The organism is Arcticibacter sp. MXS-1, assembly GCF_041902385.1.
Classification (GTDB): domain Bacteria; phylum Bacteroidota; class Bacteroidia; order Sphingobacteriales; family Sphingobacteriaceae; genus Arcticibacter.
This window is the reverse complement of the sequence record NZ_CP169244.1, coordinates 2,990,391-3,015,252: the sequence shown is the minus strand read 5'-3', so window position 1 is coordinate 3,015,252 and position 24,862 is coordinate 2,990,391. Positions and strand designations below refer to the sequence as shown.

The window sequence follows — 24,862 nt, the reverse complement described above, 5'->3', positions numbered from 1 at the left end:
ATTTCTGTTTCCCTCCCCCAGGTTTTTTGATGCGTCGGGGAGTTATGACAAATATAGCCTCATCTATCGGTTTAGCAAAACCTAGTACAAAGAGGGAAGGCACTTTATTGGCCTTCCCTTTCTTTTCCGTACTAAAACGTTACGGCAATGCACGCATTCAGGGCGAGTGAGCCCGGTAAAACTACAGAGCCCTTGGGTGTTTCCCGATGTATGTTACCTGTATCTGTCTTTCTTTGCGCTTGAATACACAACCAGGAAGAATTTGTCAGCGCCTCTACAGGTGAACAACCATTGCTTCAGCGCAGAGACTTAAAACACCTCCGTTTTTTTCAGAGTCGCTGCTGCTTCCATCAGCATCAGTCCGCTCAACTGGGTTGAGAGATCAATTGAGCCTTGTGCCTTGTTGCCCCAGTCCGGGCCGGAGAGCATGGATGGTCTTGCCAGCCCTTTAGTATAAAACGTTTCTGCGTTAAACTTTAAAAAGCGCGCCAGATTTCCGCGGTCTGTGTCGTTCAGATCGGGCTCCTGAACTAATAAGGCGAGATACCTGATTAAAATACCCTTGAATAAGCCTCCGTCGCCCTGATTTTCGCTTTTTAGAAGACCAGAGGTATTGATATCGCGACTATTCATACACGTATTGGCGGTCCGCATCGCGTCAGACAGGTACGCTCGCTCTTTCGTAGCGTGGTACAGTTCAAGGGCGGCGCCAATATAAGTACCCTGATTATAGGTAAACTTCCAGTCGGTATTCTTGACGATATTACCTCCCTCCACTTTCAGGTTATCCCACACGATGCCGTTATTCGGGTCAACCAGGTTGGCCTTTTGCCAGGCATAGATTCTTTTTGCCCATTCCAGGTCGTCAGAATTCTTCGAAAGTGCATACATGCGCGCTCCAAGAATAGAAGCAGGTGCGTTTGCGCAGGCATTTTTTGATTCAGGCGAGCTTTTTCGCCACATTAAGCCTCCGCCAGCAAGGCTGGTCCACCCTGTTTTTATATCCGTCCAAAGAAGATCAGCGGTGGCCTTAAAAGTATTATCATTGGTGGTACCAAATACGCGGAGGCAGGCAAGAGCCAGCCATTCCATGTCGTCGTAATATTCGTTAATAAAGGTGCCACCATTTTTCTCTTTGATACCATTTAAGAGGCTTGTCATCTTCGGTTTATAACCATCGTTAGAAGTTCTGGCATAAGCGTCGACAAATACATCCATCATATGTGCCTGCCACCAATAATTGAAGCCGGTATTGCCATTGTTATCCTGCAAAAAATACTTCCCATCGCCCGACTTGTATGTGCTATAAGTCACCTCTTGCATTGAATCAGCGGTAGCAGAGTACGTATAGTCAATCTTATGTGTATTATTTGAGTAGAGCGGGTACCCCTCCTCTTTGGAACAGGCGGTGATCATAAATACGACTGCGCCTATACCCGCTGAAAGCATGTAGCGAATTGTCCTTGTTTTCATAATTTGAAATTAGTATTCCCCCTGCCGTAGCAGGAGGAATAATCCACAACTATTTTACCGTCACTGAGTGCGTGTAAGCAGATGAGTTGAAAGTGACCTTGATATCACAATTTTTATTATCTGCGTTCCCGTTGAATTTAAAGCAGTTATCCCACTGATTATTGCTAACCGGCAGCATATACCAATAGGATGCAGGGGAGGCATCGGTCGGTCTCTGGTTATCTCGGTTTGCACTTCCGTACCACTCCTCTGTGCTCGCTCCTGCTGAATTTTTAACAACAAACTTAAACTTATACCGCTCGTCTCTACCCCATGACTCCTGTTTAAATGCAACGGGTGCATTCTTGATCTCCCAGGAGCTTCCTCCCGCATATGGCAGCTGAAACCATATCCTGTTATCGGGAGCAAACCAAAGGCCCAGCGACACAATCTCTGAAAATTCTGCACTTGCATTGTTAAAATTTAACCGGATACGGTAAACTTTACTGTCGCCAGCCACAGTTGTATTTCCGGCTTCATTGATCTTTTGCCCATCAATGGAGTAGGTTGCCGGATTACCGCTATTTCTTTCTGCCAGATGATAAGTACCGGCCTTTAAAGAGGTGTAGATTTCAAAGGTACCGTCGCCTGTCTTCTTCATGGCAATTGCTTTGCTAAGATCGTCGCCTCCTTCTGTGGCGGTACCAGTCAGATAAACGGTTGAAGGGGCGGGCGAGAATCCCTGAGGTCGCTCGATTTCGAGAGTCCGGGCGACTGCAGTCTTCTGCACTTCCAGTCCTTTTGACGAGCGTACGGTCCATTTTATTTTCCCGGCGCTGCTTGGTTTTATACCGGCAGCTGCGGCCACCTTAGTAAGATCACCGTAGCTCATGGTTAATGAACGCTGATAGCCGTTTCCGTCGGATGCGAGCGAGTATAGAGGATTAGAAAAATCGCCGTCGGGCTTGTCGAAAAGAACTTCATAGAGTACTACCCCGTTATCTTCCGCCCTTGCCTGCTCCCATTCAAACGTCACAGATCCCTGTCCTGATACAAAAACGTTTGAGTTATCAGCAGGAGCATAAAGGTTTTCTACTGCACTTACTCGTGTATGATCAAGCTTATCGTCCTTTTTGCAGCTAGCCAGAAAAACCAGCAGTGATAAGCAAGAGATTACTATATGAATTATATTCTTTTTCATGCTATGGATATTTAGTGTTATAAAGAATTCGTTTAGTTCCAACCTGGATTTTGAGAAAGATTAGGGTTAATGCTTCTTTCTTCCCTCGGCACGGGCCATAGGTAGTGCTTGCCCTTATCGAAATTTCTCAGGCTGGCACGTATGTACCCATTATCTTCATTGGCAGGCCCATATTTGGCTCCATGCACCCAGCCATTCAGGACTGTCTCAGCGATCTTCCAGCGTCTGATATCGAAGATCCGCTGACCTTCCATTGCCAGCTCTACTCTTCGTTCATTTCTGATAATCTGTCGGAGGTCTTCCTGGCTCCAGGCATTATTATAGTTGAGGGCGGCCGCATCTGTAAAACCAGCCCTGCTGCGCAGCGCTTTAACCGTCTGGTTCCATGCACTTTCATCCAGCTTCGACAGTTCATTCTTAGCTTCGGCATACATCAGAAGAACATCAGCATACCGGATCAGGATGAGGTTCAGTCCCGAGGAGAGATTGTTGTCATGAGTGGGGTCAAAGTACTTCCGGAGATAATAGCCGGTAGGAGTTTTTGACGAGCCTGGCGAATATTCGTCCGTTTTGGCAGATGAAGGATCAGATCCTGGTCTGATGTATATGGTGCGCGTGCTGCCATCTTCATTCTTCCAGTTGTAGCCATGATAAACGACTGTATAACTCAGCCTGGGATCACGGTTTTTGTATGGATCGCTCTCATTGTATCCCGACCCGCTCTCATTGATCCTCTTCCCGTTCAGCATCATATAGCTATCAACCAGCTCCTGGGTTGGTGCCATTGCGTTTAACCTCGCTCCGGCTGAAATAGGTGCCAGATCGAAAAAGGTTCCCCAGGCGCGCTTCACCGGTACGAACTCAATGTCGAGGATCACTTCGCTGTTATACTCGTTTTGAGGAAGGAAAACACCTTCGTAAGAAGGAAATAAAGAATACGTTCCATACTCGGTGCCGCCAATTAGCTTTTGACATAAATCAGCAGCTTCCTGCCAGCGACTCTCATAAAGTAAGACGCGCGCCTTTAAGGCTATAGCGGCACCCTTCGTCAATCTGCCTCTTTCTGCCTCAGGAAGCGTGGTGTTTGTGGGCAGGTCGCCAACAGCAAGGTCGAGCTCTTTCAGGATAAAATCGAGCACCTCCGCCCTGGGGCTGCGCTGTATGCTTCTTGCCGTATTAATGTCGATATCTTTATCGAACAGAGGAACGCCGCCAAACCAGGTCATCAGCTGAAAGTACTGGAAGGCTCTTAACAACCTGGCTTCCGCCTTCATTCTGTTTTTAAGCGTCTCATCCATTTGCGGGACCTTGTCAATATTTGAGAGTAAGAGGTTGCACGACTTAATTCCCTTATAGTGATCATTCCATTCATTCTTCAGCCTGCTTAGCGAGGCATCGTACGCACCGGTAGCAATTGAATTGGAGCCCGACACGTCATTGCGGCTGTAAGCATTATCAGAAAGCGCTTCATTGTAGAAAAAATTGTCGGTGTTATAAATCTGGGAATAGGCCGTATTTAACATGCTCAACGCCTTAGCCGGTGAGCTCCAGTAGGTCAGATCGGTGAACCTGTCTTCAGGAGCGAGGTCGAGCTTTTTACATCCCGCAGCGAGGGTGAAGATTATCGCGAAGAGGGCAACCCTCTTCATGTTGATTCTTTTCATAATCGGTATTAAAAAGTAACGTCTAAACCAAAACCATAATAAACCAGTGTGGGATAAGCCCGTCCACTGTTGCCTCCTTCATTACTTAAATTACTGTTAAACTCAGTCAGCTCGGGATCGACAAACTTCACAGCCGACCAGGTAAAGAGGTTCTGGCCTGAGAGGTAAGCACGAAGCTTCTGAAGCCCAAGCTTTTTAGAAATTTGCTGAGGAAGCGTATAACCGAGTTGTACATTCTTGAGCCGCACATAGGATCCGCTGTACAGGTACATATCAGAGCCTCTGTCGAAGTTGTTCGTGTTCGAAGCGCTTCCGTCATCTGCCAGACGCGGGTAACGGGCATCTGGGTTCATTGGTGTCCAGTAATCCAGCTGATGCTGATACATCGTTCTTCCGTAATTCACATGGAAGGGCTCCACGAGCTCGCCACGCAGCATCATCGTCCGCTTTCCTACTCCCTGAAAAAATACGTTCAGGTCAAATCCCCTGAATCCCACGTTATAGGTTGCACCAAAGGTGAGGCGAGGAAAAGGATTCCCAAACACAAAAAGATCGTTATCGTCGATCACACCATCCTGATTAACGTCGACGTACCGGTTATCCCCGGGCTGAACATTCAAACCGGAGGGCTTTGCTCCCCTATTGACTTCGTCGATGTTTTGAAAGTACCCGTCGCGCTTATACCCTACATATGACTTAAACGGGTATCCAGTCATTTGAAGATAACGAAGCTCGTCTACGCGTGGCAGATTTTCACTTCCTTCAAAATAGAGCACCTTATTCTTGGTGTCGCCCAGATTCAGGGATACCATGTGCCTTAACTGCTTCCCGGACCGACGATACGTAACAGCCATTTCCCAGCCCCGGTTGCGTACTTTACCGGCATTAAAGTCGGGCAGGTCAGTACCAAAAACACCGGGCACCTGCGGCTTGACCAGAATATCGGTGGTGAGCTTGCTGAAGTAGTCAAAAGAATAAGTAAGAGCGTTACGGAAGAAACTAAAATCAGCTCCCGCGTTGAAGGTTGCCGCCTTCTCCCAACGCAGATCGGGATTAGCAAAATTAAATCCCGTGGCATACACCTCCTTGTTATTATATCCGTAAGCAGGGCCAAAGGAGAAAAAAGTAGTCTGGTACTGGAAGTTCCCCACGTTTTGGTTTCCGACAAGCCCATAAGAAGCACGGAGCTTCAGGTCGCCTATCTTTTCGTGATACCTTTGCATGAACTTCTCTTCCGTCAGGCGGTATCCTACAGATCCGGCAGGAAAGAATCCCCAGCGGTTATCCTTTCTGAATTTCGATGATCCGTCGTAACGAAAATTAAACTCGGCATAGTATTTATTCTGGTAGGAATACGAGGCTCTTCCAAAGAGGGAATTTAAGCTGTTCTCGCCCGCCCCCTGATTGGAATTCCTGGTCTCCTGAAGATTGATCTCTGTTTCGGAAGTTGGCACTCCCAGATCGGGGTCAGTTTTTATACGCTGCAGCTTCACTCCTCTTTCGTCATGGTTTTCGTTAGAAACGCCGACTAACAGATCTACGTCATGTCTCTTGTTAAACGTATGGGTGAACTGGGCAAGAAACTGAGTGTTCAGGTCCAGGGTTTTGCGACTCTCGTCATTCACATTGGTATTAGCGCCTGAAACTCCTTTCGGAAAATAGTCGACCGGAAGGGTTCTTTCAAAGCGGTGATTGGAATAAAGGCTTCCGCCGAAAACGCCCTTCAGTTTAAGAAATTTAGATACAGAAAGCTCTGCACTCAGACTACCAAAGACATTGTCATCGTCAGATTTACGATAACCTCCTTTTTCCAGTACGCCGAGGGGGTTAAACTCCTGCAAGACATCGTTCGTAAGATAGCGGCCCTCATCATCTTTTAGTCTGTAATTGAGGGGTACTCGCGCTGCATCTACCATGAGGGTCCCTGTAGATGAAGAATGGTCCCTGATGTCGCTCCGTGTATAGGCGAGGATGGAATTAAACTTGAGTCGTCCGTATTCGTTGGTCAAGTTCACCCTGTAGTTATATCGCCTCAGTCCTTTACGCGGTCCAACGAAGTTACTTGCCTGGTCTGTATATCCCATTGAAACCATGTAGGTCGACGTTTCGCCTCCTCCGCTTACACTCACATTGTGATTCTGCTGCCAGGCGTCCTGTAAGATTGAATTAACAAACCATTCATTATCGCCCTCTTCCTTAAAAGCCCTGATCTGGGCAGGCGTGTATACCACCGTGCCTAATCCAGCATTCGCTGCAGATTCGTTCCTTAAGATGGCGTTCTCGTAAGCGCTAACTGGCTTAAAAAACATATGTGGACTGTTAACACCTGCTAGTCCGTTATAGGTCAGCACCGGGCGTGAATTCTTTTTCCCTTTCTTCGTCGTGACGAGGATGACGCCGTTGGCGGAGCGCGAGCCATAGATGGCGGCGCTTCCAGCATCCTTCAAGACCGATACTGTTTCTATGTCGAGGGGATTCAGCAGATTAATGTCGCCTCCAACGATCCCATCTATGACCACCAGCGGGCTATTATTCCCCATGGTACTGATTCCCCGCACGTTCAGGTTCACTCCTGCTCCGGGTTCTGAATTCCGTTGCTGCACAACCAGGTTGGGAGACACACCCTGCAGGGCGAGGGTCGTATTGACAGATGGTCTTCCTTCGATAGCAGCGGAGGTGACCTGATCGACCGCTCCGACTACACTTGCACGTTTCTGAGTGCCGTATCCCACTACTACAACTTCCTCCAGGGCCCTCTGCTCGGGAACGAGCTGAACAGTTATCCTCGTTTGTCCCCTCACGGCGAGCTCCTTAGTTCCGTAGCCGATAAAAGAAAAGACCAGGATTTGCTCGCCATCCGGAACTGTAATTCTGAATGCCCCGTTAACGTCGGTACTCGTTCCGGCTCTGGCTCCCTTGACCCTCACACTTACTCCGGGAAGAGCTTCCCCCTTTTCGTCTGTTACCCTGCCGGCAACATCGATCGGGAGGCGGGATAACAGCGTCTGAGCCTGCGCTGGTTTTCTCTGCACCACGATCGTCTTCTGTTCGATCACATAGGTAAGTTCCTGGCCTACAAAACATTTTTCGAGCACTTCCTCTATGCTCGCATTTTTTACGGTTATGCTTACAGGTTTGCTTTGCTTTAGCATCTCCGTGTCGTAGAAAAAATCATAATCAGTTTGCTTTTTGATCTTCCTGAAAACATCTTCAATGGCTGCATTATGCTCTGACAGGCTGAGTTTCTGGGCGTAAGAAGCAGCGCTCACCTGTAAAAATGCGGCCATAAGTACAATGATGGTTAGTTTCATGACTAGCAGAAGTTTAAGAGGAATACGGTTCCTGTAACCGTGTATCAGTCCGGTACAAATTTTATACATTTGATCTTAGGTTTAATTAGAATACGCGTTAGTTTGACTCGTACGATTAACCTACTCTATACCGGGAGCGGGCCTAATCGTTCCCGGTTGTTCAGATAATCATCGCTCTTATGATGTAAAAATGTAGTGTTTACGGCATGACGATTATCCTCCTTTCCTCTATCTTAAAATGAATAGTTCCTGTGAGTTCCATGATGCGGAGGACTTCTGAGATCCGCTCGAATTTCGATATGGCGCCTCCAAAGCGCTTATTCCGGATGTCTCCCCGGTACTCCACATCGACATCGTACCAGCGCGAAATCTTTCGCATCACGCTTTCGCATGGTTCGTTGTTAAAGATAAAGTAGCCCTTTTGCCAGGCTATTTCCTGCTCAGCATCTACATCTCCGACCACCAGTGTATTTCCGTTAGTAAGTTGTTGCCCTGGTCGCAGCAGGCGCGACTCCCCTGTTCCGGCTTTGAAGACCTTCACGGCACCTTCGAGGAGCGTCGTTCTTATTACGCCCTCATCCGGATAAGCGTTGACATTGAAATGAGTACCGAGCACCCTTACTTCCTGCCCCTGCGTCGCCACGATAAATGGGACACGCTTTGAGTCCCGGCCAACCCTCCATAGTTTGGTCACTTCAAAATAGGCTTCACCTGTTAACTCTACTCTTCTTTCGTCAGTCCCAAATACGGTTGGAAACTTCAAACTGGAGGCGGCATTCAGCCAAACTCTGGTCCCATCGGGAAGTTCAATCTGGTACTGGCCTCCCCGTGGAGTACTTATGGTATTGTATTCTGCTCTCGCACCGGTCCTTCTTACGCCTGTTCCGTTCAATTGAAAGACAATTTGACCTGCCTGACTTTGACGGACGGTTAGATTTCCCCGGCTTGCCAGCAACCTATTTTTTGCACTGTCTAAAACGACCCTTGCTCCGTTGGGGAGAGTGAGGACTGCCTTGTTTTCACCTGGCCTTATCCCATCGGCCATCTTCTCCGTCTGCGTATGCTGTTGCTGCAACGGCTGAGAAATGTAATAGAAAAAGAATGTGAGTGATAGAATGAACAGAACACTTGCCGCTATTTTAACTGGCAGATAACCGCGGAATGAAAGAAAGCTGGTTTTCCTGATCTTCTCCCTGGCGACTATGTTGCGGTATATTCGCTCGCTTATTTCCTGAGGAGCCCCGGGTGTGGAAACTTCAAGGAAAGAATCGTCAAAAGAATCATACCATTTATTGAATATTTCCTTCTCCTCTTCCGAGATCGTGCCATCCTTCCATTTTCGGGCAAGATTACGTAACATAGATTCCTTCTTCCGTAAGGTCATGAAATTGGCTGTTTATCTATTAGCCAACGAAGAGGTGCATTTCCCTTAGTCGGTCGCCACTTTTTTTCGCCTCTGGCGCTTTTAAAACATTTTAGCTCTTCGTAAGGAGGGTTAAGGCGAGAATGCTGTCCCTTAGTGTCTCCGCGACATCACAACAGGCTGATGAGCATTCCCAGCAAACTTCCAAAATTGCCTCTCAGGACCTTTCGTGCTTTTGCCAGATGTGCTTCCACCGTTTTCTCTGAGATTTGGAGCTCTTCTGCTATTTCCCGCTGCGAATAGTCCTTTTCATATTTTAGTCGAAAGACGATCCTGCATTTGTCCGGCAGAGAACTGATTGAAGATTCAAGCTGCCGTTTTAATTCTGCCAGATTTAACTCTTCGAGGGTAGAATAATCCATGTCGGAAAAGGTTCTGTGAGCCTCCTGCTCGAAGAGCGTGTGCCGGGCTTTTCTGGCCATCCTGTTGATCACTTCAAATTTAACAGCTACCGCGAAATAATGATCAAAGGTCTTTGACAATGAAAACGAGAAACGTTTGCGCCATAGATTGCAGAAAATGTCCTGAACGACCTCTTCGGCTTCAGCCTCATCGTGAAGACGTTTCCTGGCTGTCACATATAGCTTATCCCAGTACCGCGTATAGATTTCCCTAAAAGCGGACTCCTTACCCTCTCTCAAAAGCTCTGCTAAATCGAAATCGCTTAATTGGCTATAGTTCCTCATCCTCAATAAACACAAAGGTACACGAAGTTTTTGTGAAAGTATCTTGTTCTTTAAGGCCTCCAAGAACATTTAATCCTCCTTCATTTCGGCTTAGGCGTACAGCTCATGACTGTATCTGGAAGCGGCCGAAGAAAATAACCAAACGCTATTACCGTCAAAAAAATGAGTATTTCAAAACATACGGGCCTCTTAACGGTATAAATAGGGAACGGCGAACATGCCATTCTACCTTTGATACATCTATTCATTGAACCAGTATGCTGAGAAATGGGGCACGAAAGCTGGTCTAAGCGCTCTTATAGACAGAGGTAGAAATAAGAAGTAAAACTTACAGAGTGAAAAAAATTCTTATTGTAAAAATAGGTGCCATCGGCGATGTCATCATGACACTGCCTGTGGTTTCAGAAATCAAGAAAAAACTCCCCGAGGCGCACATCACCTGGATATGCGGCGAGGTGGTTTATCCTATTTTAGCAAACATCCCTGATATAAATGAAATCATTACCCTCGATGAACAAAAGCTATTCAGCGAAAATATATCCGTTCGACTGGGTGAGGTGTTGTCGTGTCATCGAAAAATAGCGCTTCGGAAATTTGAGGACGTACTTATTTTCCATCCAGACTTCCGCTATCGTTTTCTTACGGTTCTGGTACGATCCAAACGCAAAGTCAGACTGAGCAGAGAAGGAGAGCGTCCCTCAATGATCCCCGGGCGGTCACGCCCGTTTGAGAGAGTCCGCCTCTTTCTGGATATGGACGACAACTACCCCTCGGTGATCCAATTTCCACGGGATGCCATCCCCTGCGCAGCACTCACCCCAGGCACTCAACCACTGCAAGACCGCAAGGTGAAAAGAGTGATACTTGCTCCGGGAGGAGCTAAAAACCTCTTGCAGGAACAGGCATTGAAAAGATGGCCAATAGAGAATTACGTACGGCTGGCCAAGTTTCTGGGAGAACAAAACTACGAGGTCATACTATCAGGAGCTGATTCGGATGAATGGATCATACCGTATTTTGAGGACATTAAGGTAGTGAATGCGGTAGGAAAACTGAATCTGCCGGAACTGGTGTCGCTGATGAGAGAAAGTGACCTTGTCATTACGCACGACAGCGGGCCCTTTCACCTGGCTGTGCTGGCGCAGCACCCGCATGTTATTGCTCTTTTCGGGCCTACCAACCCCTTTGAGTTCAACTATGGAGAGAACTTTGACAGAGTGAAATTCCTTTGGAAAGGCACAAATCTTTTATGCAGTCCCTGCTACTACGGAAAGCACTTCAGCAGCCAGTGCAAAAACAACATTTGCATGCAGGGAATAACGCCGGAGGCGGTATTTGAAGAAGTAGAAAAGCTAAAAGCAGAAAATATCTGCTAAGGCAGAGAACACTGAAAACTAAGAAGATTGCCTAAAAGAATTTTGAACAGCAAAATAATCAACTGCTTTCAATCAAAGGTTGTCCGGTATAAAATCTTAATTGGTAAAGATTAGTGATTAAGATCTTAAAAAAGGGGCTGAACTCGAATCGAGACAGCCCCTTTAATTTAGATCAGTTATCTTACAGGTACCGGTTCAGGATATTCTCCAGATATTCCTGCTTACCACTCTTCTGAGCAGGCTCACCGTTCTCGATTGCGTAAGCGCGCAGATCTTCGAGGCTCAGCTTGCCTTCTTCGAACTCTTTGCCTTTTCCGGAATCAAAAGAGGAATACCTTTCTTCGCGGAACTTGGTATAATCCGACTTCTGAAGTACGGTGTCGGCAATGATCAGAGCCCGCGCGAAAGTATCCATTCCTCCGATGTGAGCGTAGAACAGATCTTCCATGTCGGTAGAATTTCTGCGAATCTTCGCGTCGAAGTTAATACCACCGCCCTGAAGGCCGCCAGCCTGCAGGAATACCAGCATGCATTCGGTGAGTTCACCCACGTTGTTGGGGAACTGGTCGGTATCCCATCCGTTCTGGTAATCGCCTCTGTTAGCGTCCATTGATCCAAGTAATCCTGCGTCGGCAGCTACCTGCATTTCATGCTGGAACGTATGACCTGCCAGCGTGGCGTGATTCACTTCCAGATTTAACTTAAAGTCATCAAGAAGATCATACTGTCTCAGGAAGCCAATAACTGTTGCAGCATCGTAATCATACTGGTGCTTAGTCGGCTCGCATGGCTTTGGTTCGATAAAGAAATTGCCCTTAAAGCCGTTCTTCCTTGCATAATCTTTGGCGGTATGAAGGAAACGGGCGAAGTGTTCCTGCTCACGTTTCATATCGGTATTCAGAAGGGTCATGTATCCTTCCCTTCCTCCCCAGAACACATAGTTCTCACCATTTAGAGCGATGGTAGCATCGAGTGCCGCCTTTACCTGTGCTCCTGCGTGGGAGAGTACGTGAAAGTCGGGATTCGTAGAGGCACCATTCATGTACCGGGGGTTGCTGAACAGATTAGATGTTCCCCATAGTAACTTAACGCCGCTCTCTGCTTGTTTCTGCTTTGCATATTCTACGATAGCCTGAAGTCTTCTTTCATTCTCCAGCACATCGTTCCCGTAATCAACCAGATCCACGTCATGAAAACAATAATAGGGCAGGTTCATCTTAGTAATGAACTCAAATGCCGCATCCATCTTATCTTTTGCACGCTCTACAGGGTCACTCTTTTTGTCCCATGGGAAGAAGTGAGATGGCCCTCCAAAAGGATCTGACCCGTTTCCGCAGAACGAATGCCAGTAAGCACAGGCAAATTTGAAATGATCTTTTAAAGTCTTTCCTGCTACTAAGCGGTTTTCGTCATACCATCTGAATGCAAGTGGATTGTCTGACTCAGGTCCTTCAAATTGGATCTGGCCAATTCCTTTGAAAAACTCTGTTTCACCAGAGAGAATATTTGCCATAAAAATTAAATTTAGATTGTTAACTGATTTATAATGTCTGAATAATTACTTCCTGTTATGGCCCTATTCGGCCAGTTTTCTCAATAACAGCGTTTTCCAGTCCTGATAGATCTCCTCATAGACCCCGCTCATCCCCGGCTCTATTAGCTGGATAGCCCGCTGATTGGTAAAAGCTTCGCTCTCAGAGGCAAATGCTTTAACTCCGATGCCTGCGCCAATAGCGGCACCTACGCTTCCGTCATTGTCGTAAAGCTCTACCGGCACATTCGTACTGTTAACAAACGCCTCGCAGAATAGAGGACTCTGGAACAAATTGGCCTTTCCTGCACGGATGACAGACGGATTCATCCCATTTTCCCGCATAATATCAAGTCCGTAGCGGAAGGCGAAAGCAATACCCTCCTGCTCTGCGCGGAAGATGTGGGCCTGAGTGTGGAGGTTAAAATCGACATTCAGCAAATGAGCTCCGATCAGTTTGTTATTTAACATACGCTCGGCCCCATTTCCAAATGGCAGTATCCGTAACCCGTCAGCTCCAACAGGAACTTCCTTCCCCTGAGAATCGATGGTTTTGTAACTAACACCGGGCGCCATGTTATTTCTGACCCAGCGGTTCAGGATTCCCGTCCCGTTGATACAAAGCAGTACACCTACCCGCTTTTGCTCTCCGGCATAATTTACGTGAGCAAACGTATTGACTCTCGACTGAGGATCATAGGTCAGCTTATCGCTCACTCCGTAGATCACTCCGGAGGTGCCGGCAGTAGCGGCCACCTCACCTGGCTGCAATACATTCAGTGACAACGCATTGTTAGGCTGATCTCCCGACTTATAAGTAACCGGAATTCCGGCTCTAAGAGAGAGTTTTGCAGCAATAGCCTCTGTAACGTAACCATGCTCTGCAAAGACCGGCTTAACAGGAGGAAACAGCTCGCTGCTGAAACCATAACACTCAAGAACATCTTTAGAAATGGTGTCGTCCTGAAAATCCCAAAGGATGCCTTCGGAAAGAGCTGAGGCACTAATGGTAGCTTCGCCGGTCAGTCTCATTGCGATAAAGTCGCCAGGCAACATCACCTTGTCAATCCGGCTGAATAGTTCCGGCTCGTTCTCTTTTACCCAGGCCAGTTTAGATGCTGTAAAATTGCCGGGAGAGTTGAGGAGTCTCGAAAGGCTTCGTTCCTCACCAATCTTTCTGAATGCATTATTTCCTATCTCTACAGCCCGGCTGTCGCACCAGATGATTGAGTCGCGCAGAACATTTTGTCCGCGGTCAACAACTACCAGACCGTGCATTTGATACGCAATGCCAATTGAGCCGATATCCCGGGGCTGGTAGGCACCTGAAGCGTTTGCCTTCAGTATGGCCTGCTGAACATGTTCCCACCACATCTCGGGAGATTGCTCTGCCCATCCGGGTTTTAGTGATTTAATTTGTGATTCTGTTTCAGGATACTGTGCTGAAACTACTGCCTTCTGCGTTTCTGCATCTACAACAGAAACTTTAATAGATGAAGTGCCGACGTCAATTCCGAGAAGAAGCATTATGGTTAAAGGTTAAATAATTGTGCCAACGTTTGCACGAAGGTATAGAATATTTGGTATTAAAAAAATTTTCGTCTAAAATTGTGAAAAAAATTTTCAGACGTCTTTGGCGTGCTTCAACGGCAGATGAATTGAAACCTAAAGCTTTTTATTGAAAGATGACACACAAGACGGAATGAAAAAAGTTACCATACTGGACATTGCAAAAGAGCTAAACATTACGTTTTCTACGGTCGCCCGCGCACTCAACGACCACCCTGCTATTAGTGCAGCTACGAAGAAGGCGGTGCGTGAAACTGCAGAACGTCTGAACTACCGGCAAAACAAAATTGCCTCTTCGCTCCGGTCGGGAAGAACAAATGTAATAGGCGTGATCGTACCGAGTATACGGGTCACCTTCTTCAGTTCGGTTGTAGCTGGTATAGAGCAGGTAATGAACGCCAACGGCTATAACATCCTGTTATACCAGTCAAACGAAACCATCGGCCAGGAGAAAAGAGGGATTGAGACCTTTTTACAGTCGAGGGTCGACGGCATTATTGCCTCGATATCTACTGAGACGACCGACTACTCCTCTTTTCATGAAATCATTAAACGAAAAACGCCACTCATCTTCTTTGACCGTGCAGTAGAGCAGCTGAATGTACCCTCTGTCACAATCGACGACTACAAAGGCGGATTTATAGCCACAGAACATCTGATTCGGCAGGGCTACAAACGCATCCTGCACATTTCCTCCGACAGGGAAATCAGCATCTTTAAAGAACGGCTTCGCGGATACATCGATGCCCTTGTTCATTACAATATTCCGGTCGATGAAGAGCTGATTATCAAAGGCGATTTTTCCCTTGAGTTCGGCAAATCAGTGATCCGGGAAGCCAGGGAGAACAATCTAAAGTTCGATGCTGTCTTTGCCCTGGAAGATTTCACAGCGATGGGCGTACTTCAGCAGCTCCAGCAATTTGGGATCAAAATACCGGAAGAAGTGGCCGTGATTGGATTTGCAAACGAAGCCTTCGGCAGCCTTGTAAGCCCGCAACTTTCAACGATTGACCAGCAAACGGTCCTGATGGGAAAAGAAGTTGCAAAACTCTTTCTCAAGCTAAAGAAAACCGAAAAGACAGAAGAGGCGGCGCCTGAAAAAATTGTGCTGGATCCGCTGCTTATCGTAAGGGCATCTTCTGACCGGTCCTGGCAAACAGTGTCAAGTTCAGAACAATAACTGTCAATAGAACAAATTTTGTACATTTGAAGCAACCACCACTACTTACAATTATGTTAGATAACCTAAAACAAGAGTTTTTAAGCTTCTCCGGACAGCCACACCAAAATATTTTTTTGCGCCCGGAAGGGTTAATTTGATTGGTGAGCACATTGACTACAATGGCGGCCTCGTCATGCCCTGCGCCATTACCATGGGCACCTATCTGCTCACCGCTCCAAATAAAGACGGGCTGTTTCGCTTTAAAAGCCTCAACTTCGAGGATGAGCTGAAGATTCCGGTGCAAAGCAGCTACGAGAAGACAGGGAAAGAATGGTATAATTACCCTCTGGGTGTTATCCACAACTTTCTGCAGAACGGCAAGAGCGTTGAAGGGCTCGACTTAATGTATTTTGGCAATCTCCCGATTGGCTCAAGTCTTTCATCTTCAGCGTCGATAGAAGTCGTAACAGCATTTGCGCTTAACGAACTTTTTCAGTCGGGCTTCTCCAGGCTGGAGCTTGTTAAACTATCCAAAAAGGTAGAGAACGAATTTATCGGTGTGAACTCAGGGATCATGGATCAGTTTGCAGTTGCTTTCGGCGAGAGAAACAAGGCATTAAAGCTGAACTGCGACACGCTCGATTATCAGGCGGTAGAATGCGATCTGGGCGACCATTACCTCGCCATTATCAATACCAACAAGCCAAGAAAGCTCACCGAATCCAAGTACAATGAGCGCGTCAGTGAATGCCAGGCGGCGCTTAAGTCGCTTCAGCAGGAGCTTGATATTGCCAACTTGTGTGACATCAACACCGCTACGTTTGAACAGCATGAACATCTTATCAGCGACCCCGTTGTTCTCAAGCGCGCCCGACACGTCGTTGAAGAAAACGACAGGGTTCTAGAGGCTGCCAAAGCGCTCGACCAGAACAAGCTGGATGAGTTCGGCAAGCTGATGTATGCGTCCCATGACTCGTTACAGCATCTTTACGAGGTATCAGGCGTGGAGTTGGACACCATCGTAGAGTTTTGCAAGCAGTTCCCTGCAGTTACCGGAGCCCGCATGACCGGTGCAGGCTTTGGAGGATGTGCCATCGCTTTGGTAAAGAAGAATAGCTTTGACGACTTCAGCAAGCAGATTGTGGATTACTATACCTCCAGGATCGGCTATGCTCCTTCTGTCTATAGCTCCGAGATCGGAACTGGCGTCACTCAACTATAAAACGTCAATCATCATATTATCTTTGCAAGTCTGATGTTCAAAAGCATCAGACTTTTTTATTATCACACCTTCCGGTGGAAGGCAACCTGCCCGGCCCGTACCATATGTGATTAAGCCGGCCTTTGCCAACACCGGGCCAGTAAAGCAAAATGCGAAAATTAAAGCTAGAGGAATTAAATCGTGTAAGCGTGGACGACTTCAAAAAACAGGAGAAGCTTCCTGTGACGGTTGTCCTTGACAATGTAAGAAGCATGCATAATGTAGGCTCGATCTTCAGAACCAGCGACGGCTTCTCTGTCGAACGTATCTATCTCTGCGGCATTACAGGAACCCCTCCTCACAGGGAAATTGAGAAGACAGCCCTCGGAGCCACCCAGTCGGTCGAATGGCAGCACTTCAGTAGCGTTACGGAAGCCATAGAAGCGCTTCGGGCCGAAAACTACCAGGTCCTGGCAGTTGAACAGGCGGATAAAAGCACCATGCTGCACCAATTTAAGCCGGCGGATAATACCAGTTACGCATTGATTTTTGGCAATGAAGTAAACGGAGTCTCCGACGAAGCAATGGCCAAGATAGACGGATGTATCGAAATCCCGCAGTTCGGCACCAAGCACTCCTTCAATATTGTGGTATCAGCGGGTATTGTCTTATGGGATTTGTTCGCCAAATTAAAGCTGAACCGCTCCACAGATAAACAGTAAGCAGCGGCCTTACAAAAACATCCGTCAGTTGCGCACTCAAACGGGGGATGAAAGTTGCTTGAATGTTCTTCTGGCCTTAAAAAAACAAATACACCATCACCTGAGAACTCCTGGCAAGGCAGGAAGATCAGACGATCCTGCCCAATACGCTGAGAGGATACCTGCATGATCTGCAGCCCCTGCCTGCACGGGAATGAGACACGCCCTCTTAAAGCAAAATATCCCGCCCGAGGGCAGGATATTCTTCTATAGGCAGGGGTTGTTTGACTAATTTAAAATGCGTACATGCTTTCGGCATCTTTACTCTCAAGAGCCGTGCGACCGCTCAGGAACTGATCGACCCGTCTTGCAGCTTCCCGGCCTTCCGAAATGGCCCATACGACAAGAGATTGACCTCGCCGCATGTCACCGGCCGCAAACACCTTATGCACGTTGGTCTGGTAGGCACCTTCCGCCGCTTTCACGTTCCCGCGTACATCGAGTTCAACGCCAAGCTGCTCAAGCAATCCTTCCTTCTGAGGATGAACAAACCCCATCGCAAGGAACGCCAGCTGGCAAGGCAGTTCACGTTCAGAACCTTCAACCTCTTTAAACTTCACTGGTCGGCCGAAGACATCTGTCTCCCACTCTACGTCAACTACCTTCAACGCCCTCAGGTTACCGTCAGCATCACCTAAAAACTCCCTGGTATTAATTCCCCAGTGCCGCTCACAGCCTTCCTCGTGTGATGTACTTGTCTTAAGCAACATCGGATAAGTAGGCCATGGCATACTTTCGGTACGAGATACAGGAGGTTTCGGCATCAGCTCGAACTGAGTCACAGATCGCGCCTTCTGACGGTTGGAAGTTCCCACGCAGTCAGAACCAGTATCTCCACCCCCTATCACGATCACGTCCTTGCCGGTAGCCAGAATTGGCTCATCAGCAAACTCCGTGTCAGACACCCGCTTATTTTGCTGCTTCAGGAACTGCATTGCATAATACACCCCTTTTAGTTCTCTTCCCGGCACCGGTAAGTTCCTTGGAATAGTAGAGCCGCCAGCCAAAACAACAGCATCGTAGTTCTTCAACAATTCGTCAGCACTGATGTCCTTGCCAACTTCTGTATTACATTTAAACACAACGCCTTCCTCTTCCATTAAAGCAACGCGTCTCTCGACCACCCACTTCTCAAGCTTAAAGTCAGGAATACCATACCGCAGCAGGCCTCCCGGCTTATCATCACGCTCAAACACGGTGACTGAATGGCCGGCTTTATTCAGCTGAGCTGCGGCAGCTAAGCCCGCAGGGCCTGACCCTATTACAGCAACTGCTTTACCTGACCGAATAAAAGGCGCTTTCGCCTGAACTAATCCCTTCGAAAATGCAATTTCAATAATATGCTTTTCTATCTCTTCGATTGTTACCGCGGGCTTATTGATGCCGAGGACACAGGCAGCCTCACAGGGTGCAGGGCAAATTCTGCCCGTAAATTCAGGAAAATTGTTGGTAGAAGAGAGTATACGATATGCCTCTTCCCAGTTTTCCTTATACACGGCGTCATTAAACTCAGGAATAATATTACCGAGCGGGCAGCCCGAATGGCAGAACGGGATTCCGCAATTCATACACCTCGCCGCCTGGTGGTTCAATTTATCTTCAGTAAAACAGCCGGTAAACTCTTTATAATCATTGATACGTTCCTGAGCTGATCTCTTTGGGGGCAGCTCTCTCGCATATTCCTTAAAGCCTGTCACTTTTCCCATTGTATTAGTTGGTTTGATATTGTGCGTGTTGTAATACTTTTTTATACTCCTTCGGGAACACTTTGATAAACTTCCCGGCTTCCTCAGTCCAATTGCTCAGGAGATGCTGAGCCAGATGGCTTCCCGTGAGCTGCTGATGTTTCTTCAGGAGCGTCAGGATCTGCTCCTCGTCTTCACCCGTCAGGGGATCAAGATCGATCATCTCCGGGTTACAATTATCCGCAAAATCACCATCCACATCGTAAACCCATGCGATTCCACCGCTCATACCAGCGGCAAAGTTGCGACCGGTCTTACCCAGGATCAATGCCCGTCCGCCTGTCATATATTCGCAGCCGTGATCTCCTACTCCTTCCACAACGGCAGTCGCACCAGAGTTCCTGACAGCGAAACGCTCTCCGGCCTGCCCGCGAACAAATAACTCTCCCGAAGTCGCACCGTATAAAGCCACGTTTCCGATAATGATGTTCTCCTCAGGCACCAGCGTACTTTCAGCCGAAGGATAGATTGCCAGGCGGGCACCTGAAAGTCCCTTCCCAACGTAGTCATTTGCTTCGCCTTCGAGTTCAAATGAAAGCCCCTTTGCACAGAACGCTCCAAAACTCTGGCCGGCAGAACCGGTGAATTTAAAGTTGATGGTATTATCAGGCAGCCCCGCCCCGTGATATCTCTTCGAAACCTCGTTTGACAAGACAGTCCCTACAGTGCGGTCGGTATTCTTAACTGCGAATGAGCCAAAAACAGGAGTCTTACTTTCAAGAGCGTGTTGAGCATGCTCAAGCAGCTTCCAGTCCAGTATATTATCCATCCCATGATCCTGAGCCTCGCTGTTGTACAAAGTCTGCTTAGAAGGATTCGTTACCGGATGAAGAATCGCTGACAAGTCAAGAGTCTTTGCCTTCCAATGAATATTGCCTTCACGCACCTTAAGGAACTGCGACCGGCCTACCATTTCGTTAACCGTACGGAAACCAAGGTCAGCCATAATTTCACGAAGTTCTTCTGCTATGAAGCGGAAAAGGTTCACAATATGTTCAGGCTTCCCGCTAAACAACTTTCTCAGTTCGGGATCTTGTGTCGCTACCCCTACCGGACAGGTGTTCAGGTGGCACTTGCGCATCATAATACAACCTCCGGCAACCAGTGCCGCGGTGGCCACTCCCCACTCTTCCGCTCCAAGCAATGCCGCTACCGCAATATCACGACCCGTCTTTAGCTGACCATCCGTCTGCAGCACCACACGGCTTCTCAGCTTATTCCTAACCAGGGTTTGATGCGCTTCCGCCAGACCAAGCTCCCATGGCAAACCGGCATGCTTAATAGAACTGATGGGAGATGCGCCCGTTCCTCCGTCATAGCCTGCTACAAGGATAACATCAGCGTGAGCTTTGGCTACCCCTGCTGCGATCGTGCCAACTCCCGCCTTCGAAACGAGCTTCACGTTGATACGAGCCTCACGGTTCGCATTCTTCAAGTCGAAGATCAGCTGTGCCAGATCCTCAATTGAGTAAATATCATGGTGAGGAGGAGGCGATATTAATCCCACTCCGGGGGTAGAGTGCCGCACCTTTGCAATCCACTCGTCTACCTTGTGGCCGGGCAGCTGCCCCCTTCTCCTGGTTTTGCTCCCTGAGCCATCTTGATCTGAAGCTCGTCGGCATTAGTCAGATAATAGGAAGTAACGCCAAACCGACCTGACGCTACCTGCTTAATAGCAGACCGCATGGAGTCACCGTTCACAAGAGGAGTATAACGAATTTCGTCTTCTCCCCCCTCGCCGGTATTGCTCTTTCCACCAATACGGTTCATCGCAATTGCCAGTGTACTGTGCGCTTCGTGGGAAATTGACCCGAAAGACATTGCACCGGTGGCGAAACGCTTCATAATCGATTCAATCGGCTCTACTTCTTCCAGAGGAACCGGCTCGCGATGATGAGCGAAGTCAAACAGACCACGCAGCGTGTACATCTTCTCCGACTGATCATTAACAAGCTTCGCATATTGCTTATAAACGCTGTAATCACCGGTACGGGTAGAATGCTGCAGAAGATGAACTGTTTGCGGATTGAACAAGTGCGCCTCCCCGCGACGCTTCCATTGGTAGATCCCTCCTTCCGGTAGTAATTGTTCGTCCGATTTTGAGTAGATAAACCCTTGGTTGTGCTTAAACAAGCTTTCCTTTGCTATTTCATCCAGCCCCAGTCCGCCGATCCGTGTTACCGCACCAGTGAAATACTTATCTACAACCGCTTTATTAATTCCGAGGATCTCAAATATTTGGGCTCCATGATAAGACTGCAACGTCGATATTCCCATTTTAGAGAAGATCTTAAGCAGCCCGTCACAGATGGCCTTAATATAGTTCTTCGACAGATAGTTAAAGTCGAGCGAGCTCTCCAGTTTATTTTCCTCTTTGAGGGTCCTGATAGTACCCAGTGCCAGATAAGGGTTGATTGCAGTAGCACCGAAGGCTAAAAGACATGCAAAATGATGTACTTCCCAGATATCTCCGGCCTCAACAACGAGACCAACCTGGCCGCGGAAGCCCTTTTTAATTAAATGGTGATGTACAGCAGAAACCGCAAGCAATGAAGGAATCGGAGCATGTTCCGAATCAACTGCCCGGTCAGAAAGAATCAACACTTCGAAGCCGTCTTCCACTGCATCTTCCGCGTAGCGACAGAGACGTGCAATACCTCTTTCAAGAGATCCCGGCTGCCCGTCAGCTTTAAAGTACGTATAGAGCGTTTTTGCATGGAATAATCCGGTGTCAATACTTCTCAGTTTCTCCAGCTCATAATTATTCAGGATCGGCTGACGCAAGGCCACACAATGGCAGTGCATCTTATCTTCGTCAAAAAGATTTCCGTTATTGCCAATGAAAGTCGACAAGCTCATGACCATCCGTTCCCGAATCGGGTCGATGGGAGGGTTGGTAACCTGCGCAAAAAACTGCTTAAAGTAACTTGATATGTGTTGCGGACGATCCGATAAGACAGCCAGAGGCACATCAGTGCCCATAGAGCCGATGGGTTCCTTCCCGTCAACTGCCATTGGCTTAATGATCGTCTCAATGTCTTCCCGGGTGTAACCGAACACCTGTTGATACTTAAGCACTGACTCCTTCGTCATATTGGTAAAAGCAATCCTTGGTTCAGGAAGCTCCTCCATTCTGATCTTATAGTTCTCAAGCCACTCGCCATATGGCTGAGCCGATGCTATTTTATGTTTTATCTCCTGATCGGTAATAATCTTACCCTCAGCCATGTCAATCAGGAACATCTTACCAGGCTGAAGACGGCCCTTCTTTACGATGATCTTTTCAGAAATAGGCAGGGCGCCAGCTTCTGATGCCACAATAACACGTTGATCGTTCGTAACGGCATAGCGTAAAGGACGAAGTCCGTTACGGTCCAGCAGAGCACCAATCTGGCGTCCATCTGTGAACGTTAATGCAGCAGGACCATCCCATGGTTCCATCAACGTAGCGTGGAACTCATAAAATGCCTTCTTCACCGGATCCATCTGATCGTTGCCATCCCATGCCTCCGGAACGAGCATCATCATCACATGAGGAAGAGAACGTCCGGTATGAACCAGGACCTCGACCACATTGTCCAGGCAGGCAGAATCCGACTGGTTGGAATCGATTACGGGCAGCACGATGTCCATCTCTTCATTCGTAAAAAACGACGAGGCGTACGATCTGAGCCCTGAATAAAACCAGTTTAGATTGCCGGTTAATGTATTGATCTCTCCGTTATGCGCCATAAAGCGAAACGGCTGCGCCAGCTTCCAGGAGGGAAACGTATTGGTAGAGAAACGACTGTGCACCATCCCGAATGCAGAAGTCAGACGCTCGTCGGCAAGGTCACCGTAATAGGTACGAAGCTGATACGTAGTGAGCTGCCCTTTGTAGACGATCACCCGGCACGACATTGAAGCAATATAGAAATCACTTCCCTGACTTACCGTTTCTGCAATCGTTTTACTGATCAGACGCCTCAATACGTAGAGCTTCCGTTCGAAGTCGTCGGCATTAAGGACGCTCGAAGGGCGCCCAATGAATACCTGCTCAACCGAGGGTTCCACGGCAAGAGCAGTTTCACCTACAACAGAAGGATCAACAGGGAGCTTCCTGAAACCCAACAAAGGCAGGCCTAATCGCTCAGCAGAATTAACAATGACTGCACGGCAGGCCTCCCTGGTGGTGATATCTTTTGGAAAAAAGATCATTCCCACGCCATAATGGCCTGGCTCGGCAAGATGAATATCAAGAGAAATACATTCCTCTATCAAAAATTCATGCGGGATCTGCACCAGAATCCCCGCCCCGTCTCCCGTCTCAGGGTCACAACCACACGCGCCTCTATGCTCCATATTCTCAAGTATAGTAAGAGCATCGGACACAATCTGGTGAGAGCGATGTCCATCAATATGAGTAATAAAGCCTACTCCGCAAGAGTCGTGTTCAAACTCAGGGCGGTACAACCCCTGCTGGTCATTTTCAATTTGTTTCATCAGATTTATAAAAGCAAATCACTAAGCTAAGGCCTGCACCTTAAAATTAGGACAATTCAATAATTTTTGTTTATTCTTCAATTCTGCAATAGCAAATATAAAATTATTTAGCACTTTATTAAAGGTAAATGTAAAATTTTAATAAAATACTAATTCACTTTCTTCTCAAAACATCTTCGCAGTTCCCCTACCTCAATCAGGTGATTGAATCAACAAGATACGCGAATAATGAAAAAACACAAAATAGTTTTTGCGCTTTAGTACGATTTTCTATCTTTGTGGCGGGTTAGTCTTCTACGACCAGCTCCTCTTGAACTCCCCCAGGGTGGGAACGCAGCAAGGGTAGAGGGTTGTAGCGGTGCGATAGAAGGTGCTAGCCCATTTTTTTCTTTTCTCTTCTCATAAAAAAATTCCAAAAAGCTTTCCTCTCAAGATTCAAAGTTCTAACTTAGCGCAGCGTTGCCGAGCCTCTTGCTCATACACGCAGCACTGCTACAAACACTGATTGTCAGCAGATAACTGATTAACTTTATTCTAATAATCTATATACAGTATGAAATTTTTTATTGACACAGCAAACCTTGCCCAGATTAAAGAAGCTCATGAAATGGGCGTACTCGATGGCGTTACCACGAATCCAAGCTTAATGGCCAAAGAAGGAATCACCGGACACGATAACGTTATTAATCATTACAAGGCAATCTGCGAAATCACAACAGGAGACGTAAGCGCAGAAGTTATTGCCACTACATATGACGAAATCATTGCCGAAGGCGAGGCCCTTGCGAAACTTCACGAACGTATTGTAGTAAAGGTTCCGATGATCAAAGACGGCATAAAAGCTATCAAATACTTCACTTCAAAGGGAATTAAGACTAATTGCACCCTGGTATTCTCTGCCGGTCAGGCTCTTTTAGCCGCTAAAGCCGGAGCAACCTATGTATCTCCCTTCGTCGGCCGTCTTGACGATGTATCCACCGACGGCTTGGCGCTGATCGAAGACATCCGCACCATATTCGATAACTATGGGTATACCACTCAGATACTCGCCGCTTCTGTACGTCACCCTATGCACATTATAGAATGTGCAAAGATAGGCTCAGACGTCATTACCGCTCCGCTTTCAGCAATTGCTGCTCTGCTAAAACATCCTTTAACGGATAACGGACTTGCACAGTTCCTTGCTGATCACGCTAAGGCTGCAGGCAAATAGGCCTCACTCAAATACAATGGCTTGACGCTTTTGCCGCGCTGGGCCATTGTACTTCTATTTATGTTGTACTTTATATTCTTTCAAA

At 47.5% G+C, this 24,862-nt stretch carries 15 protein-coding genes, 1 other RNA gene and 1 pseudogene; 6 read left to right on the top strand and 11 right to left on the bottom strand.

The features are described from left to right. Positions 1-309: 309 nt before the first annotated feature. The 6 genes from ACES2C_RS12980 to ACES2C_RS12955 form a co-directional block, all read right to left on the bottom strand. The gene (locus ACES2C_RS12980) at positions 310-1,473 is read right to left on the bottom strand and encodes a glycoside hydrolase family 76 protein (protein ID WP_374163521.1); all 1,164 of its coding nucleotides are present in this window, start codon (positions 1,471-1,473) and stop codon (positions 310-312) included. 49 nt (positions 1,474-1,522) lie between these two features. Further along, on the bottom strand, positions 1,523-2,653 hold the full coding sequence (locus tag ACES2C_RS12975) for a SusE domain-containing protein (protein WP_374163520.1): 1,131 nt from the start codon (positions 2,651-2,653) through the stop codon (positions 1,523-1,525). 32 nt (positions 2,654-2,685) lie between these two features. Beyond that, entirely contained in the window at positions 2,686-4,317 is a 1,632-nt protein-coding gene (locus ACES2C_RS12970) for a RagB/SusD family nutrient uptake outer membrane protein (RefSeq protein WP_374163519.1), read from the bottom strand. Between the two features lie 8 nt (positions 4,318-4,325). Next, positions 4,326-7,697, bottom strand: coding sequence for a TonB-dependent receptor (locus ACES2C_RS12965; protein WP_374163518.1), 3,372 nt, complete (start codon positions 7,695-7,697; stop codon positions 4,326-4,328). A 130-nt stretch (positions 7,698-7,827) separates the two neighbouring features. After that, the gene (locus ACES2C_RS12960) at positions 7,828-9,012 is read right to left on the bottom strand and encodes a FecR family protein (RefSeq protein WP_374163517.1); all 1,185 of its coding nucleotides are present in this window, start codon (positions 9,010-9,012) and stop codon (positions 7,828-7,830) included. A 149-nt stretch (positions 9,013-9,161) separates the two neighbouring features. Next, on the bottom strand, positions 9,162-9,737 hold the full coding sequence (locus ACES2C_RS12955; protein WP_374163516.1) for an RNA polymerase sigma factor: 576 nt from the start codon (positions 9,735-9,737) through the stop codon (positions 9,162-9,164). A 335-nt stretch (positions 9,738-10,072) separates the two neighbouring features. Between ACES2C_RS12955 and ACES2C_RS12950 the strand changes: the two genes are divergently transcribed. After that, positions 10,073-11,113 carry a glycosyltransferase family 9 protein gene (locus tag ACES2C_RS12950; protein WP_374163515.1) on the top strand — a complete coding sequence of 347 codons (1,041 nt, stop codon included), beginning with the start codon at positions 10,073-10,075 and terminating at the stop codon, positions 11,111-11,113. A gap of 181 nt (positions 11,114-11,294) precedes the next feature. Here ACES2C_RS12950 and xylA read toward each other — a convergent pair whose 3' ends face one another. Together xylA and ACES2C_RS12940 are read right to left on the bottom strand one after the other, a co-directional pair. After that, complete coding sequence (gene xylA, locus ACES2C_RS12945; protein WP_374163514.1) at positions 11,295-12,626, bottom strand: xylose isomerase; 1,332 nt, start codon at positions 12,624-12,626, stop codon at positions 11,295-11,297. A gap of 63 nt (positions 12,627-12,689) precedes the next feature. Continuing rightward, positions 12,690-14,171, bottom strand: coding sequence for a xylulokinase (locus tag ACES2C_RS12940; protein ID WP_374163513.1), 1,482 nt, complete (start codon positions 14,169-14,171; stop codon positions 12,690-12,692). A 175-nt stretch (positions 14,172-14,346) separates the two neighbouring features. On the opposite strand from ACES2C_RS12940, the gene ACES2C_RS12935 reads away from it, so the two are divergent. The 3 genes from ACES2C_RS12935 to ACES2C_RS12925 all read left to right on the top strand — a co-directional run bounded on the left by ACES2C_RS12935 (position 14,347) and on the right by ACES2C_RS12925 (position 17,298). Further along, the gene (locus tag ACES2C_RS12935) at positions 14,347-15,393 is read left to right on the top strand and encodes a LacI family DNA-binding transcriptional regulator (RefSeq protein WP_374163512.1); all 1,047 of its coding nucleotides are present in this window, start codon (positions 14,347-14,349) and stop codon (positions 15,391-15,393) included. 136 nt (positions 15,394-15,529) lie between these two features. Beyond that, complete coding sequence (locus tag ACES2C_RS12930; RefSeq protein WP_374163511.1) at positions 15,530-16,597, top strand: galactokinase; 1,068 nt, start codon at positions 15,530-15,532, stop codon at positions 16,595-16,597. 149 nt (positions 16,598-16,746) lie between these two features. Next, on the top strand, positions 16,747-17,298 hold the full coding sequence (locus tag ACES2C_RS12925; protein WP_374163510.1) for an RNA methyltransferase: 552 nt from the start codon (positions 16,747-16,749) through the stop codon (positions 17,296-17,298). Positions 17,299-17,570: 272 nt separating this feature from the next. On the opposite strand, the gene ACES2C_RS12920 is transcribed toward ACES2C_RS12925, so the two are convergent. The 3 genes and pseudogenes from ACES2C_RS12920 to gltB form a co-directional block, all read right to left on the bottom strand. Further along, positions 17,571-19,043 (bottom strand): glutamate synthase subunit beta, encoded by a 1,473-nt coding sequence (locus ACES2C_RS12920; protein ID WP_374163509.1) that lies wholly within the window; start codon positions 19,041-19,043, stop codon positions 17,571-17,573. A gap of 4 nt (positions 19,044-19,047) precedes the next feature. Further along, positions 19,048-19,851 (bottom strand): hypothetical protein, encoded by an 804-nt coding sequence (locus ACES2C_RS12915; RefSeq protein ID WP_374166950.1) that lies wholly within the window; start codon positions 19,849-19,851, stop codon positions 19,048-19,050. Positions 19,852-20,070: 219 nt separating this feature from the next. After that, positions 20,071-23,564 (bottom strand): annotated as a pseudogene (gene gltB, locus ACES2C_RS12910) (glutamate synthase large subunit); the annotation flags it as partial. Between the two features lie 283 nt (positions 23,565-23,847). Between gltB and ffs the strand changes: the two are divergent. Both ffs and fsa read left to right on the top strand, forming a co-directional pair. Then, an RNA gene (gene ffs, locus ACES2C_RS12905) (signal recognition particle sRNA small type) lies at positions 23,848-23,946 on the top strand. Between the two features lie 171 nt (positions 23,947-24,117). Continuing rightward, positions 24,118-24,777, top strand: coding sequence for a fructose-6-phosphate aldolase (gene fsa, locus ACES2C_RS12900; RefSeq protein WP_374163508.1), 660 nt, complete (start codon positions 24,118-24,120; stop codon positions 24,775-24,777). The last annotated feature ends 85 nt before the right edge of the window (positions 24,778-24,862 follow it).

Excerpts from the sequence above, each read along its gene's own strand:
- ACES2C_RS12980 (WP_374163521.1), bottom strand. The coding sequence starts at position 1,473 with ATGAAAACAAGGACAATTCGCTACATGCTTTCAGCGGGTATAGGCGCA.
- ACES2C_RS12975 (WP_374163520.1), bottom strand. The coding sequence starts at position 2,653 with ATGAAAAAGAATATAATTCATATAGTAATCTCTTGCTTATCACTGCTG.
- ACES2C_RS12970 (WP_374163519.1), bottom strand. The coding sequence starts at position 4,317 with ATGAAAAGAATCAACATGAAGAGGGTTGCCCTCTTCGCGATAATCTTC.
- ACES2C_RS12965 (WP_374163518.1), bottom strand. The coding sequence starts at position 7,697 with ATGTATAAAATTTGTACCGGACTGATACACGGTTACAGGAACCGTATT.
- ACES2C_RS12960 (WP_374163517.1), bottom strand. The coding sequence starts at position 9,012 with ATGACCTTACGGAAGAAGGAATCTATGTTACGTAATCTTGCCCGAAAA.
- ACES2C_RS12955 (WP_374163516.1), bottom strand. The coding sequence starts at position 9,737 with ATGAGGAACTATAGCCAATTAAGCGATTTCGATTTAGCAGAGCTTTTG.
- xylA (WP_374163514.1), bottom strand. The coding sequence starts at position 12,626 with ATGGCAAATATTCTCTCTGGTGAAACAGAGTTTTTCAAAGGAATTGGC.
- ACES2C_RS12940 (WP_374163513.1), bottom strand. The coding sequence starts at position 14,171 with ATGCTTCTTCTCGGAATTGACGTCGGCACTTCATCTATTAAAGTTTCT.
- ACES2C_RS12935 (WP_374163512.1), top strand. The coding sequence starts at position 14,347 with ATGAAAAAAGTTACCATACTGGACATTGCAAAAGAGCTAAACATTACG.
- ACES2C_RS12925 (WP_374163510.1), top strand. The coding sequence starts at position 16,747 with ATGCGAAAATTAAAGCTAGAGGAATTAAATCGTGTAAGCGTGGACGAC.
- ACES2C_RS12920 (WP_374163509.1), bottom strand. The coding sequence starts at position 19,043 with ATGGGAAAAGTGACAGGCTTTAAGGAATATGCGAGAGAGCTGCCCCCA.
- ACES2C_RS12915 (WP_374166950.1), bottom strand. The coding sequence starts at position 19,851 with ATGGATAATATACTGGACTGGAAGCTGCTTGAGCATGCTCAACACGCT.
- fsa (WP_374163508.1), top strand. The coding sequence starts at position 24,118 with ATGAAATTTTTTATTGACACAGCAAACCTTGCCCAGATTAAAGAAGCT.